The 13,749-nt window shown below is 39.9% G+C and carries 10 protein-coding genes, 1 tRNA gene and 2 pseudogenes; 7 read left to right on the forward strand and 6 right to left on the reverse strand.

The genetic code is table 11. The features are described from left to right. Positions 1-66 precede the first annotated feature (66 nt). Both DMZ48_RS08765 and DMZ48_RS08770 read right to left on the reverse strand, forming a co-directional pair. Complete coding sequence (locus tag DMZ48_RS08765) at positions 67-2,709, reverse strand: twin-arginine translocation pathway signal protein (protein WP_242009162.1); 2,643 nt, start codon at positions 2,707-2,709, stop codon at positions 67-69. Between the two features lie 7 nt (positions 2,710-2,716). Next, on the reverse strand, positions 2,717-4,285 hold the full coding sequence (locus tag DMZ48_RS08770) for an arylsulfatase (protein WP_143954762.1): 1,569 nt from the start codon (positions 4,283-4,285) through the stop codon (positions 2,717-2,719). A 257-nt stretch (positions 4,286-4,542) separates the two neighbouring features. Here DMZ48_RS08770 and DMZ48_RS08775 point away from each other — a divergent pair, with 257 nt between their 5' ends. Beyond that, positions 4,543-6,267 carry a SulP family inorganic anion transporter gene (locus tag DMZ48_RS08775; protein ID WP_143954763.1) on the forward strand — a complete coding sequence of 575 codons (1,725 nt, stop codon included), beginning with the start codon at positions 4,543-4,545 and terminating at the stop codon, positions 6,265-6,267. 114 nt (positions 6,268-6,381) lie between these two features. Further along, positions 6,382-7,791 carry an MBL fold metallo-hydrolase gene (locus DMZ48_RS08780; RefSeq protein WP_143954764.1) on the forward strand — a complete coding sequence of 470 codons (1,410 nt, stop codon included), beginning with the start codon at positions 6,382-6,384 and terminating at the stop codon, positions 7,789-7,791. Positions 7,792-8,000: 209 nt separating this feature from the next. Here DMZ48_RS08780 and DMZ48_RS08785 read toward each other — a convergent pair whose 3' ends face one another. Both DMZ48_RS08785 and DMZ48_RS08790 read right to left on the reverse strand, forming a co-directional pair. Then, positions 8,001-8,420, reverse strand: coding sequence for a DUF6157 family protein (locus DMZ48_RS08785; RefSeq protein WP_143954765.1), 420 nt, complete (start codon positions 8,418-8,420; stop codon positions 8,001-8,003). 6 nt (positions 8,421-8,426) lie between these two features. Further along, a complete protein-coding gene (locus DMZ48_RS08790; protein WP_162558692.1) occupies positions 8,427-8,981 on the reverse strand; it encodes a DUF4251 domain-containing protein in 555 nt (184 codons plus the stop codon). A gap of 264 nt (positions 8,982-9,245) precedes the next feature. On the opposite strand from DMZ48_RS08790, the gene DMZ48_RS08795 reads away from it, so the two are divergent. From DMZ48_RS08795 to DMZ48_RS08805, 4 genes and pseudogenes are all read left to right on the forward strand, one after another. Further along, positions 9,246-9,319, forward strand: a tRNA-Pro gene (locus tag DMZ48_RS08795). Positions 9,320-9,666: 347 nt separating this feature from the next. Beyond that, positions 9,667-9,792, forward strand: a pseudogene (locus tag DMZ48_RS18890) (DUF4861 domain-containing protein); the annotation flags it as partial. Between the two features lie 12 nt (positions 9,793-9,804). Continuing rightward, complete coding sequence (locus DMZ48_RS08800) at positions 9,805-11,445, forward strand: glycoside hydrolase family protein (RefSeq protein WP_143954767.1); 1,641 nt, start codon at positions 9,805-9,807, stop codon at positions 11,443-11,445. A gap of 123 nt (positions 11,446-11,568) precedes the next feature. Further along, a pseudogene (locus DMZ48_RS08805) lies at positions 11,569-11,706 on the forward strand (tyrosine-type recombinase/integrase); the annotation flags it as partial. A 146-nt stretch (positions 11,707-11,852) separates the two neighbouring features. Here the strand turns inward: DMZ48_RS08805 and DMZ48_RS08810 are convergent. Beyond that, positions 11,853-12,743, reverse strand: a complete 891-nt coding sequence (locus tag DMZ48_RS08810) for a LysR family transcriptional regulator (protein ID WP_143954768.1) — start codon at positions 12,741-12,743, stop codon at positions 11,853-11,855. Between the two features lie 106 nt (positions 12,744-12,849). Between DMZ48_RS08810 and DMZ48_RS08815 the strand changes: the two genes are divergently transcribed. After that, positions 12,850-13,470: a LysE family translocator gene (locus tag DMZ48_RS08815; RefSeq protein WP_143954769.1), complete on the forward strand. Its 621-nt coding sequence runs from the start codon at positions 12,850-12,852 to the stop codon at positions 13,468-13,470. Positions 13,471-13,518: 48 nt separating this feature from the next. On the opposite strand, the gene DMZ48_RS08820 is transcribed toward DMZ48_RS08815, so the two are convergent. After that, complete coding sequence (locus DMZ48_RS08820) at positions 13,519-13,740, reverse strand: type 1 glutamine amidotransferase family protein (protein WP_143954770.1); 222 nt, start codon at positions 13,738-13,740, stop codon at positions 13,519-13,521. Positions 13,741-13,749 lie beyond the last annotated feature (9 nt).

Here is a 13,749-nt window from a genome sequence, read left to right on the forward strand (position 1 = left end):
ACAAGAAATCAGGATAATGTCCATACAAAAGAGAAAATCTAACCTAAATCACTTATTTCTGATCATTCAGACTTTGATTCCTATGACTTTTAATTGTAACTGGTCCTCCATGGCTAAAAGTGTATTAATCCTTTTCGTGAACCCAATTTCCGGAATATCGATCTGAATAGAGTAGGTTCCGGGTTTCCTCACCAGAGGTTGGTATTCATTTGCAGGTATACGCAAACTATATACAAGTTTTTCGTTATTATCCAGGATTTGGATTACAGGCAGAAATTCTTGGTTGTTTTTAAAGTGCAAAGATGGAAGGAAATGTTTGGCCTGGAGCAGGTAATTATCCTCCTGACGCACCGTAACCGGCCATCCGGGATATTGCCCCTCTTCACTCAAAGGATCTTTAAAACGTTCAAAACAGGACGTGGTGATCGTTCGTTTCTTCTTGTCAAATTCAACCAGTCCGAAACCATTCGCACGATTATAAAGTGTCTCGGGTTGCCGATGCCTGTTATAGGGATTACCGACAGCAAGTGCCGTAAATCGATTTCCGAAACCATCGATATGATCTCCGGTATAGGCCGGTGTATTTCGGGTATGATTTTCAGGATTTGTCTCGGGCCAGAACCTTCGGGGCCATATATTGTTCAGCGCGGGCCCTGCGAAAGCAAATCCGGCATCCTTATGCTCTTCCACTCCATACTGAATAAAACTTCCCAGATGCTGATCCCCGGCTATATGGAAAGCCAGTGCCTTTCGAATAATGGAAACAGCCTTGTCTCTTTTCTGCTTTGGCCATCCATTGGAATCCATATCTGCCGTAGGAGCATCTCCCATAATATATTCGTTTCTTTCCGGGATATACAGCTTCGGAATGATATCATCTCCTTTGGTTCCCTTTGGTAAGGTTGCTACGGTCGCAAAGTTCGTTTGCGATAAGACGGCCTTCATCATAATACCTTCCGACCAGTCTACCGCCCAGTCTTCCAAAAACTCTTCCTGTCTTTCGCCTAAAAGCTCAGCATCGAGATGTCCATATTCTTTGATGTCAAAATCTTCATTAAAGATCCAGCCATTCCATATTTCGGCTTCTTCCGGAAGTACGTGTTTCGGTGCCGATTTAAATTTTCTGTCTTCAAGGATGGCAAAACTAATCCCTCCATAGTTCCAGTTTGTAAAATATACTCCTATTCCATTTTTAACCGGACGAGGATCCACCGGATCGGGAAGATGACTGGTCTGTGTGAATTGAACCATGTTAACCCATTCCGGAGGCATTTTATAGCCGCCACTATCCTGGGCTGAGGCTCCAAAACCATCAGCAACATCGGCCGGTTTTCCTTCTTCTCCCCAGACATTTCCGTGAAACACATCATGATCATCCGGAATGATCGCACAGGGTTTATGCCTGAAGATCTCCCGGTATGACCAGCCGAACATCATCCATTTCCTCAAATAATCCAAACAGATCTTATCATACTCACCGGAGTACTGAACTCCGTATCCCCCAGAACCTTCGTAGAATTGATCTCCCAGAAAAACACTCATATCGTATTCCAGTTTCTCCAGAGATTCAGGAATATCATTATCTGGAAATCCATAATGAAAATTACAGCTGAAAACGGCTACCTTCAGTTTATCCTCCATGGCAGGTTCTTTGGCGATCGTACCTTCATAAATGTAATCATACAGCTCCTTCCCAACCGGAATTTCCACTCGTAAACGGTAAGGAATCGCTGATGTTTCTTCCCAATCCGAAATCCTGAAATTCACCGCCCTGCCGGAATGTACCAGTCTGGTAGTTTCGAAGATCTCCCATTTTCCATTCCTTTTAAACTCGAGAATTACCTTATGTTTCAGAAGGCGTTCAATTGGTGCTAATTGCCCGGTGATCTTTAATATTTTATCATGAAGCGTATATTGTGCAAAACAGATCGGACCAAAAAGATTCGAATGATTGACATATAGAGCAGAAGATTCAATATGCCAATGCTCAAATGCTATGGAAGGTAGCTCCTGCTCTTCTATTTTCTTTTCTCCAAAATCTGCCAGTAAGGCCAGATTTCCGGAAAGTTCATTTTCTGTTAAGGAGATCGATGATTTTTCGGCTAAAATTTTTCCGGATTTATCGACGACCTTTACACTGGCCATATTTCCGGAAGTGACAGGTATTGATTGAAATTCTAAGAAGAATTCCTCCGGAATGCCCTGTAATACTGTATCATACTGTTTATCTCCGACCTTCAAAGTGCCTTTAGGAGTTAATCCGATCTGGAGTCCTTTGCCAAATACAGCTGCAGACCTGTAATCATCAAAAGGGCCCTTGGCTCCCAATAAAAAACCGACACAACCCTGGGAATAATTATTGACCGATCCGTTAATTCGATTTACTCGTACACTACATTTCAATGGAGCCTTTCCATCAGCATTTTGAAACGTTAATACGTGTAACGTGCGAAACATACCGGTATGATCGCAAACCAATTTCCCATTTTCTATCTTCCAATCCTGTAAACGGTTACCCCAATATTCCGGACCTGCCCAGCTCATATCTTCCCAAAGATGCCAGTCACTTTCGAACTTAACAGGTTGTGGCCCCTCAAAAAAAGAATGCGTTAGACTTCCCAATCCGTACCCTTTCATACTCAGGGGTAACACAGACCCCAATACGATTTTTTTTAAATAATCTCTTCGCTTCATCGTTTCATGTGTCATTCCCTGATTATTGTCCCAAATCGCTTAATAATCCGTTTGATATAACCGGGATCCTGAAGTTTTCTGTAGCTGCATCCTGATGCTCAGCCTTAAAGATCGCTGCTGCTTTCTCAATAATTTCCGGATGCTGTTCGGCGACATTTAATGCTTCTTCCGGATCTGAATCCAAATTATAAAGTTCCAGCGTTGCCGCTATTTTCTCATTTTTCAAATTTCTGCGAATCACCTTCCATGGCCCCATTCTTATAGCAACCTGCCCGCCATATTCCGGAAATTCCCAATAAAGAAAATCGTGTAATTCGTTCCCCTCCGGATCTCCCAACAATGTGGGCAGAAAACTGATTCCATCATTATCTCCCGGTTCAAACCCAGTTATTTCAGCAAGTGTAGCATACACATCATATTGAGCCGAGATCAGATCTGTGCTACTTCCTGCTTCGACATGACCAGGCCAGGATACGATCATGGGAACGCGTATTCCCCCCTCATAGACAAATCCTTTACCCTTACCGTATACTTCTCCGAACGGACCTGAACTATTGAAGAATTCCCCGTCTGTACCACCGCTATAGGTTACACCGTTATCTGAAGTGAAGACGATAATGGTATTTTCATAAAGTCCCGACCGCTTTAAATAAGCCACGAGCTTCCCAACATTTTCATCGAGATAAGAGATCTGGGCTGCATAACCCGCTCTCGGCGAAATATGTGGAAAGTATCCCTTTTGCCCGGTATAAGGTTCTTCCTCTCCGAATTTCTCTTGGTAATACGCCACCCATTTCGGGGGAGCCTGAATCGGGTTATGTGGAATAGGTGAAGCCCAGTAAAAAAAGAAGGGATTATCACGATTCGTTTCTATAAAATTCATCATCTCCCTGAACATCACTTCCGGAGCATAGCTTTTCAACGTATAATTGCTGTAGCTTTCAGGATCATTGGGATCCGCATTTTCCGGTAATTTAGTTCCCGGAGGAATGGTATCATTTCCCAAAAAGACCCGATTCTCATTGTGATAAAGATGTACCGGATAATAGGTATGTGCCTGTCGTTGACAATTATATCCGAAAAAGAAATCGAATCCTTTTCGAGTGGGGATGCTATTGGTTTGAGGTGCACCAAGTCCCCATTTACCCGACATTCCCGTGGTATAGCCAACGTCTTTCAGCAATTGTGGAAAAAAAATCACAGAATCCGGCACTGGCCGTTGCCCTTCCAAAGAAGCATCTTTAACAGCCGCTTTAAAATTCCAGACCTCACCTCTCTCTGACCATTCGTCATTGCCTCGGATAAAAGCATGACCGGAATGGGAACCTGTCATCAGCATATATCTGGCCGGGGCACAAACCGGAGCACTGGAATAATGCTGTGTAAACATCATTCCATCGGCAGCTAATGCATCGATATTCGGGGTTTCAATTAATTTCTGTCCATAGGCTCCAAGCTCGCCATAGCCCAGATCATCGGCCAGGATATAGATTATGTTAGGTCCCTGTACCAAAGAATGGGCAGTATCCACAGGTTTTTTACAGGCAACCTGGATAAAAATGAGACTTCCCAAACACAGTTTTCTTATCATTTTAAGTGTAATCATAATAGTCTTTAAATGGAGTCAACCTGTAACCCCTTAATCAAGAACCACTTGTAATAAAACCATAGGTCTCGGGTAGCAGGAATTAAAATATGTAAAGGTTGAAAATACAATTTTCCTGCAAGAGGATGAATTTTTCATGAGAAATCTGAACCGAAAATAAGGAAGTGATCCGTTATAAATGTAACCTAAGTTACTGCAAGCCGTCCCCTCGAATCCTACTTTTGCAACTTAAACCTAAATTGATGATCAAAAAATATTTTCCAATACTCGACTGGCTTCCAAAGTACAGGAAAGAATATATTCAGGGTGACCTCGCCGCAGGAATTACCGTGGGTATTATGCTTATTCCGCAGGGTATGGCGTATGCCATGCTTGCCGGATTGCCACCGGTATTCGGCTTATATGCTTCACTGATCCCTCAGATCATCTATTCCCTAACGGGAACTTCCCGACAGCTTGCTGTAGGACCGGTAGCTATGGACTCCCTATTAGTAGCCTCCGGGCTTGGGGCTCTGGCTTTGTCAGGAATTGATGAATATATTGCAATGGCCATCTTTTTAGCACTGTTTATGGGTACGATTCAATTGTTACTCGGACTTTTCAAGATGGGATTTTTGGTCAATTTCCTTTCGAAACCGGTAATTAGCGGTTTTACCTCTGCCGCTGCCATCATCATAGGTTTAAGTCAGTTAAAACACCTTTTAGGAACAGAAATAGGACGAAGTAACCAAATACATATTCTGCTTAAGAACGCATTTGAAACGATTGGCTCAATAAATCTTATCACGTTGGCGATCGGTATCGGATCCATTGTGCTTCTGAAAGTAATCAAAAAAGTCAATCGCAAGATACCCGCTGCTATTGTAGTTGTGGTTCTGGGTATCGGTCTGGTCTATGGTTTCGGATTGCAAAATGCCGGAGTCTCCATAGTCAGAGAAGTACCCGGTGGACTCCCCGGTTTAATAGTTCCTGAGATCCCATTTTCCAGAATAGAGGAATTATTACCTATCGCCCTGACACTTGCACTTATCGCATTTATGGAGGCTATCTCGGTTGCCAAAGCAGTAGAGAGTCGGCATAATGATTATGAACTGGATGCTAATCAGGAAATGGTTGCTTTAGGCGCATCGAATATCGTTGGTTCATTTTTTCAATCCTATCCTACTACAGGCGGATTTTCCCGAACTGCAGTCAATGATGAAGCTGGCGCAAAAACCGGAGTGGCACCCCTGATCAGCGCTTTGATCGTTGGACTGACACTGTTATTTCTAACGCCATTGTTTTACTATTTGCCAAATGCCGTGCTGGCCGCGATCATCATGGTAGCCGTATTCGGACTAATCGATTTTAAATACCCGGTTCAATTGTTCAATCACCGAAAAGATGAATTCCTCCTCTTACTACTGACGTTTATAATCACCTTAACCGTAGGGATTCGTGAGGGTATTCTTATCGGCGTTCTTTTCTCACTGCTTTTACTCGTGTACAGAACTTCGAAACCTCATATCGCGGTATTAGGAAGGATCAAAGGGACTCGTTATTTCAGGAATGTAGAACGATTCAGTAAGGATATTGAGAAAGATGACCGAATTCTGGTTATCCGATTCGATGCCCAGCTCTATTTCGGAAATAAAGACTATTTCAAGACAAAGGTACTGGAGCTTGTCACCAAAAGAAAACCTGTACTTACAGCGCTGATCATCAATGCTGAACCCATCAATTATATCGACAGTAGTGCCATATTCATGCTCCGACAGTTACTGGAGAATTTAAACGCTGACGGAATAAGAGTGGTCTTTTCAGGAGTGATCGGACCTACACGGGATATCCTTCACCGTTCCGGACTAATAGAAAGAATCGGTACCGAAAATCTGTTTGCAGACACCGCGGAAGCTTATGATCATATAGCTGCCCAGACCCCCTATAATGATATCAACCGCAGAATCTCACTACAAACTCAGTATTAATAGCAGATTAATATGCGGAAGGTGTAGCATACCGAACTTCCCACTGTAACATAGGTTACTGTGAGTCAGTATCTCCTATAGTAATTTAGCATTGTCAAATTAAGAGAGTTAAATATGAAAATAGAACAAATTTACACCGGGTGTCTGGCACAAGGCGCCTATTATATAGAAAGCAAGGGTGAGGCCTGTATTATTGACCCTTTACGAGAGGTTCAACCTTATATCGAGAAGGCGAAACAGGATAATGCCCAAATCAAATATATTTTTGAAACGCATTTCCATGCAGATTTTGTAAGCGGGCATGTTACATTATCGAAAGAGACGGGTGCTCCGATAATCTATGGTCCTAATGCAAATCCATCTTTTGATGCGATCATCGCCAGAGATGGTCAGGAATTCAAACTTGGAGAATTGACATTTGTCGTACTGCATACCCCTGGACATACCATGGAAAGCACCACGTATCTGTTACGTGACAAGGACGGTAAGGATGTTGCGATCTTTAGTGGGGACACCCTTTTTCTTGGGGATGTGGGGCGACCTGACCTTGCACAAAAAGCTGCAGATATGACACAGGAGCAGTTGGCAGAAACCTTGTTCGACAGTTTGAGAAATAAGATCATGCCACTTGCGGATGATGTGATGGTCTACCCGGCTCATGGTGCAGGTTCTGCCTGTGGAAAGAACATGATGAAAGAAACGGTGGATACCCTTGGGAACCAGAAGAAGATGAATTATGCGTTAAGAGCAGATATGACGAAGGCAGAGTTCGTTAAAGAGGTTACCGATGGTTTATTACCTCCCCCAAAGTATTTCCCCCTCAATGTTAAACTGAACAAAGAAGGATACGAGGATATCGATGTGGTATTACAACGTGGAACCCGAGCTCTGAAACCGAATGATTTTGAAGCTGTTGCCAATGAAACAGGGGCGATAGTTCTCGATGTACGTCATCAGGATGATTTCTCCAAAGGTCATATACCGCGATCGATCTTTATCGGACTTGAAGGTGATTTTGCACCCTGGGCGGGAGCATTGATCGCTGATGTTAAACAACCGATACTACTGGTAACACCCCAAGGTCAGGAAGAAGAAGCGGTAACCCGTTTATCGCGGGTAGGATTCGATGGAACTCTTGGTTATCTCGAGGGAGGATTCCAAAGCTGGAAGGATTCCGGAAAAGAATATGATCAGGTTAAATCGGTAAGTCCGGATGAATTAAAAAGAATCCTTGATAATGGAGAAGTTCCGGTATTCGATGTAAGGAAACATAGTGAATTTCTTTCGGAACATGTATTAGGTGCTGAAAATACACCTTTGGATTACATCAATGATCATTTGGGGGCATTCCCAGAGGGGGATAATTTCTATGTACATTGTGCCGGTGGTTATCGTAGTATGATCACGGCCTCTATTTTAAAAAGCAGAGGAATACATAATCTTACGGATGTTTCCGGCGGATTCAAAGCAATTAAGGAAACAGAAATTCCTGTATCCGATTATGTATGTCCTTCAACCCTATAAAAAATGCATTACCGTAATTAATTCATGAATGTCTGATCACTGAAAAGATTTAATGCGGTAATACTTTGATTGCTTGTTAGAACGATCGCCTCCGGGCGGTCGTTTTTTTTATATACTATCGAAATATTAGAATAAGCGCATAAACAATTCTCCATTATAGATTTAAAATCCAAAATTGAATTTATCTACACGTAAAACAGAAATGCAATTCAGTGCTTTTTAGAGGATCGCATGGCTGCGACTTGCTTAATACCTGGATCGGTACTGAATTTTTGATAGGCTTCAGATTCCATTGGGATCATTGCAATTTTGCCATCCGCATCACAGTGTATACCCCAGCCGTATTTTTTGGTTAAGGGGGAGGCACGAAAACAAGGCTGCCCTTTGGAGAAATATTTAAGTCTTTCCGTGCCCATTATTTCAGTAGGCACTCCTTTCCTCCTGGAAAAAACTTCGAACAGAACATCATCAGAAGTATATTGATAATCATGATTGTTCATTATTTTGAACTCGATTCCTGCAATGGTCAATTCACCATTTCTTTCCGGAGGGATTGTTCCCTTTGACACCGGGCAATCCGGAGCTACTGAAATAAATGTATTGTAATAATTAGTGGTATGATCCTTCATGTATAGCTATTTTTCAGGTATTGGCATGATCTTACCATCATACCTGATATTATTCCTGTCTGAACTGTTTATAGAAATTGCGGAAGATCCATTTCCAAATACATTGATGATGATGTTGAAGATCTCTGTCTTTCTTTTAGCCGAGAATTTAATATCATACCGGTTCTTGGAATTATTATAGGAAACATCCATATCGGTAACCTTATCTTCAAATTTAATCCCATTTCCATCGGTATCATATCCCGCTCCTCTTTGTCGCTCCCCAAAATACGGAAGGTCAGCCTTCACGGAATCACCCTTTACTTCCAGAAAATTTGGATTACCGATAAGACTTACACGTTGAATATTATTTCCGGGTGCCATGAGCCCGCTATTTGCCAGTTGAGCCATACTTGTAGTCATCAGTGGATTTGCCCAGTCATTTTCAATACGGAATTCTCTGGCTTCGATCATATCATCTACGATCTTCTGTTGTTCCGGAGAGACTGCTACATTGGAAGATCCACAACCAACGGTAATAACGATACTTAAGATTGCTAATGGGAGGAACAGGCGTTTCATAATATTTATGATTAATTTTGATTTATTAAGATACAGAAATTCGCAGAATTCTCCATGAAACACCGGCAATAAATACATTTACCGCTCGTAAATCACATGAATTGCGCCGACAAGATCACCAAGGATTTTGTATTTTTTGGGACAAAAGAATTCTTTGCTATTTTTTACAAATATTTTTTGTTTTACCCTGATAATTTGGCTGAACTTTATATTTTTGCAGACCACATTTCCTGCTATGTATATGGCAGAAATACCAGAAGGAATCGGGATGTGGCGCAGTCTGGTAGCGTACACGCATGGGGTGCGTGTGGTCGCTGGTTCGAATCCAGTCATCCCGACTTTTTGAGATAACAAATTACGGTAATTAAAAGGGTAATTATATGGTTTACATGTAGTTACCCTTTTTTAATGCGCTAAAATGAACTAAATAACATCGTTATTAAGGTGAGTTAATCGTGAGTCGATTTTTCGAATATTGAACCTCCAACTCCAAATCAGGACCTATAAAATAGTTGGCTTTCGTACCTCAAATTATTGATGCATTTAAACAACAATCCTTAGCTAAAAGAAGACAGTTATATTAATATGAAAAATGTTAATTTTAAAACTTCGATACGAACTAAAACTGAGATCTAAAGTGTCCAATTAAGTTTGAAGATTTACAATTTGAAATGCTAAAAACAATCTTACATATTTTGCCGGATTTGTATGGAAAAAAAGTGGACAGGTAAATACTGTGGATGATTGGGATATGATACTTGATCAACAGATTAAAATTTTGGCAAGCCCACTTTTAATTAATTTAAAATAGTAAAAATCATACATGAAAAAATTCAATACATACATTTTAGTATTAATCGTTTGTCTTTTATCATTTCAATCTTTAATAGCTCAGGCAGAGGACAGGTCACGTCCTGAAGAATGGAAAAACCTGGTTCCGGGAGCTCGGTTAATGGATTTATTTCTACCTATGGAAGGGTATGTTTATTCTTCTGAAACCTGGGGTGCAAATAATGTTTTACCAAGATATATTGATAATGGTATTGAAGACTTTATTTGGTCATATTGGGGAGGAAATATTAAACAGGACGAAAATGGTAAATACCATTTATTCGTTGCCGGATGGCTTGAAAATTCTGATAAAGGGCATATGACCTGGCCGGATTCTTATGTGTTTAATACTGTATCCGATAGTATCCAAGGGCCTTATAAACCTATAAACATTATTGGAAGCGGTCACAACCCTGAGATTTTTCAAATAGATGATGGCCGATATGTGTTATATGTGATTGATGGAAGGTATGTCTCAAATAACCTCAATGGGAAATGGGAATACGGAAAATTCGATTTTAATAACCGGGACCGCAAAATAATAGAAGGATTGTCGAATATTTCGTTTGCAAAAAGAGAAGATGGTTCTTTTATAGCTGTTGACAGAGGTGGTGGAATCTGGGTGAGTAAAGATGGCTTATCACAATATAATCTAATTACAGATTCCAGAGTGTATCCAAATGTAGAAGGAAGATTTGAAGACCCGGTGATCTGGAAAGATCATATACAATATCACCTAATTGTAAATGACTGGTTAGGTAGAATAGCGTGGTATTTGAGGTCTAAAGATGGAATTAACTGGGTAACCGATCCTGGTGAGGCTTATGCTCCGGGAATTGCGGTCCACAAGGATGGCACGGAAGAGGACTGGTTTAAATATGAACGTTTAAAATTTTATCAGGATAAATTTGGCAGACCAATTCAAGCGAATTTTGCCGTAATCGATACGATTAAATGGGAAGATAAACCTTATGATAATCATAGCTCTAAAAATATAAGCATTCCATTTAATCCGGGTTTACTCTTGGAAATTGAAAATGATAAACGTATTACTTCCAAAACCAGTTCCATTCGCCTAAGAATTAAAGCAGAAGAACATTTTAATCCTTCCGAAGATATCGATATTGAATCGTTGAAATTTGGAGCCCCATCGGAAGTTAATTTCGGGCGTGGTGTAAAAGCAATCGATAGTCATAGAGATGGCGACGATTTAATCGTAATTTTTGATGGAAAAGGAAATGGGATTACAGAAGAAAATTTTACAGCTAAATTGATTGGTAAATCTATTAAAGGAGAGCTGCTGTATGGATACTCAAGATTACCAGGTGTAGCGTATTTAGTACCAATTTTGTCTGCACGAGCACCTAAATTTTCACTAGGTTCCGCCACAGTTGAAATTCAAAATTTTGGCCAGGTTGCTTCTGAAAAGACCTCCATAAAAATTGAAAAGATTGATGGGGAAAATAGAAAAATAGTGGCTACAGGAAGAGTTCAAGTACTCCAGCCATTTGAAAAAACCGAAGTTAAACTTTCAGTAAAAGGAAATGGAATTAATATTTCTGAAACTGATCATTTTTTGGTCACTATTTATACCGGAAATAAAATATTATCAAAATTCAATACAAATCAGTGATAGTATAAACGTTACAAACACTTTGTCAAATTGGGAATTAATTAATTATGCTCTGGATAAGACCCGACGGGTTTTCCAATGAGTAACGCCTCCCATGGATCGCGAGCGCAGGGAGTAATCCTATGCAGAATCCACAAAGAAGTAAGCTTTCATAGCGCCCGACATACCTTTGCAACCACAGTAACACTTTCCAATGAAGTCCTCATCGAAACGGTTTCAAAAATGCTAGGCCATACTAAGCTCTCGACCACTCAAATTTAGGCCAGGGTTTTGGAACAAAAAGTTGGGGAGGATATGCAGAAGTTGATGAGGTTGTATGGGGGTGAATTGGGAAGAGGTCAAAATGATGATAATATTGTACTTAATAAGAGTTCTATTGAAGGGGTAGCCGACACCAGGTATACCCATCACATGAAATCTCTCCTATTGCCCGATGTTTTAAGTGAATTCTCAGCTAATTCAATAACTTTTTTAACAGTGATATTGAGTTCGTTTTTCCTCCAGTTCATAAAAAGATCGATTCGTTCTTCTAATTCTATAAATACTACATTTTTAATGCCTGCTGCTTGAAACGATAAAGGCAATATTGAAATACCAAGTCCTTTTGAAACCAGATTTACAATCATACCTCCAAAGTCAGATTCAATTATTGTTTTGGGTTCAAGGTCATTTTTAGCAAACCATGTTCGTAATAAAGAAGCGAAAAAAGTTGTTCGGTGTAAACCGGAAATAATGAATTTTTCCTTCCCTAAATCCGTTAATTCACCCTTGCTTAATCGATGATGCTCAGGCACGACCAAACATATGGGTTCGGAATAGAGCTTTTTAGAATCGATATTGGTATTGTTTATTTTGTCTCTGCTAAAAGCTAAATCTGTTTGATAATCCAATAAAAGTCTTTCGTGATCTTCATCTTTTGGTTCCGTTAACTCTACTTTTAAGTCGGGTAAATTGTCGCTTAAAACACTCAGGAAATCAGGTAAAAAATCATATGTGATAGAACCGGGATAGGTAATTGCAATAGTGCCCGTTTTACCCTCATCTATTTTTTTTGCCTGTCTTATTACCTGATCAAACTCCTCAATAGTTTTCGTCCATCGTTCCTGAAGAAATTTACCTGCATTGGTCAGTTTAACATTCCTCTTATCCCTTTCAAAAAGTTGTATTTGTAATTCATCTTCCAAGGCTTGAATTTGTCTGCTTAAGGAAGATTGCGAAATAAACATCTTTTCTGCTGTATTCCAGAAATGAAGCTCCTTCGCTAGTGCTAAAAAATATTTGATTTGTTGAATCGTCATAACTAATGCGTTTTTTGCATTAATAGCTCAAAAATATGTATTTTTTAAATCACTTCAAAACTACTTCTTTGTGCTAAATATTTCATTCATTTTAAGACTAAAGATTATGGGAATTGAAAATTTAATGACATTTATGATAACGTCATTTTTATTCATTATGACACCAGGCATTGATACTGTATTCGTATTAAACAAGTCAATCGGCCAGGGAAGAAAATCTGGAATTTATGCCACTCTTGGTATAAATTCAGGTGTTTTGACTCACACTTTCCTTGCTGCAATCGGCTTGTCTGTTCTCATTGCAAAGTCTGATTTTGTGGTAACTTTAATCAAATTTCTAGGCTCAGGATATTTGATTTATCTGGGTTTCCTGAAGCTGAAAAATAAAAAGGACCTATTTCAGCCTGATCACAAAAAAGAAATTGATAATTCTAAAAACGACTTTTGGAGTGGATTTTTAACCAACACTTTAAATCCGAAAGTTGCATTATTCTTTTTAGCGTTTTTTCCTCAGTTCATTCAGGCCGACCAATTAGAAAACCCAATTCCATTTATAGTATTAGGAATCACATATGCTATAATCGGTATTATGTGGTTTCTGATATTGACCGTATTCGCAAGTGTATTTCGTCAAAAGTTACAGGATAGTCCAAAATCAGGAGTATGGATCAATGCCTTAAGCGGTTTGGTCTTTATCATACTAGGGATAAAAATCGTAATGAGCTGAATTTAACAACTATGATACCTCACAGGTGTTGTGAGGTGCTATAACCCCTTAAAAATAAAGGTTCAGATTGTGGTTTAATACACACTCCAGAAATTTTGTGACCAACTTATGTGGATTTTCGCGTGATGAATTATCCTGGGGTACAAAGAGCGTAGCGATAAAGAACCGATGATTGGCGAGTTCCAGAATCCTGGCTTCTCGTCCATCGTCAGTTCCCACGATTTTAAAACCGTTTTTGTGAACGTTTCGTATTCCAAAGATCACTGTCATTATATACGT

The organism is Robertkochia solimangrovi, from assembly GCF_007279655.1.
Lineage (GTDB): Bacteria > Bacteroidota > Bacteroidia > Flavobacteriales > Flavobacteriaceae > Robertkochia > Robertkochia solimangrovi.

Bases quoted from the DNA above. Each gene is read 5' to 3' on its own strand.
- DMZ48_RS08765 (WP_242009162.1), bottom strand. From the start codon at position 2,709: ATGACACATGAAACGATGAAGCGAAGAGATTATTTAAAAAAAATCGTA.
- DMZ48_RS08770 (WP_143954762.1), bottom strand. From the start codon at position 4,285: ATGATAAGAAAACTGTGTTTGGGAAGTCTCATTTTTATCCAGGTTGCC.
- DMZ48_RS08775 (WP_143954763.1), top strand. From the start codon at position 4,543: ATGATCAAAAAATATTTTCCAATACTCGACTGGCTTCCAAAGTACAGG.
- DMZ48_RS08780 (WP_143954764.1), top strand. From the start codon at position 6,382: ATGAAAATAGAACAAATTTACACCGGGTGTCTGGCACAAGGCGCCTAT.
- DMZ48_RS08785 (WP_143954765.1), bottom strand. From the start codon at position 8,420: ATGAAGGATCATACCACTAATTATTACAATACATTTATTTCAGTAGCT.
- DMZ48_RS08790 (WP_162558692.1), bottom strand. From the start codon at position 8,981: ATGAAACGCCTGTTCCTCCCATTAGCAATCTTAAGTATCGTTATTACC.
- DMZ48_RS08800 (WP_143954767.1), top strand. From the start codon at position 9,805: ATGAAAAAATTCAATACATACATTTTAGTATTAATCGTTTGTCTTTTA.
- DMZ48_RS08810 (WP_143954768.1), bottom strand. From the start codon at position 12,743: ATGACGATTCAACAAATCAAATATTTTTTAGCACTAGCGAAGGAGCTT.
- DMZ48_RS08815 (WP_143954769.1), top strand. From the start codon at position 12,850: ATGGGAATTGAAAATTTAATGACATTTATGATAACGTCATTTTTATTC.
- DMZ48_RS08820 (WP_143954770.1), bottom strand. From the start codon at position 13,740: ATGACAGTGATCTTTGGAATACGAAACGTTCACAAAAACGGTTTTAAA.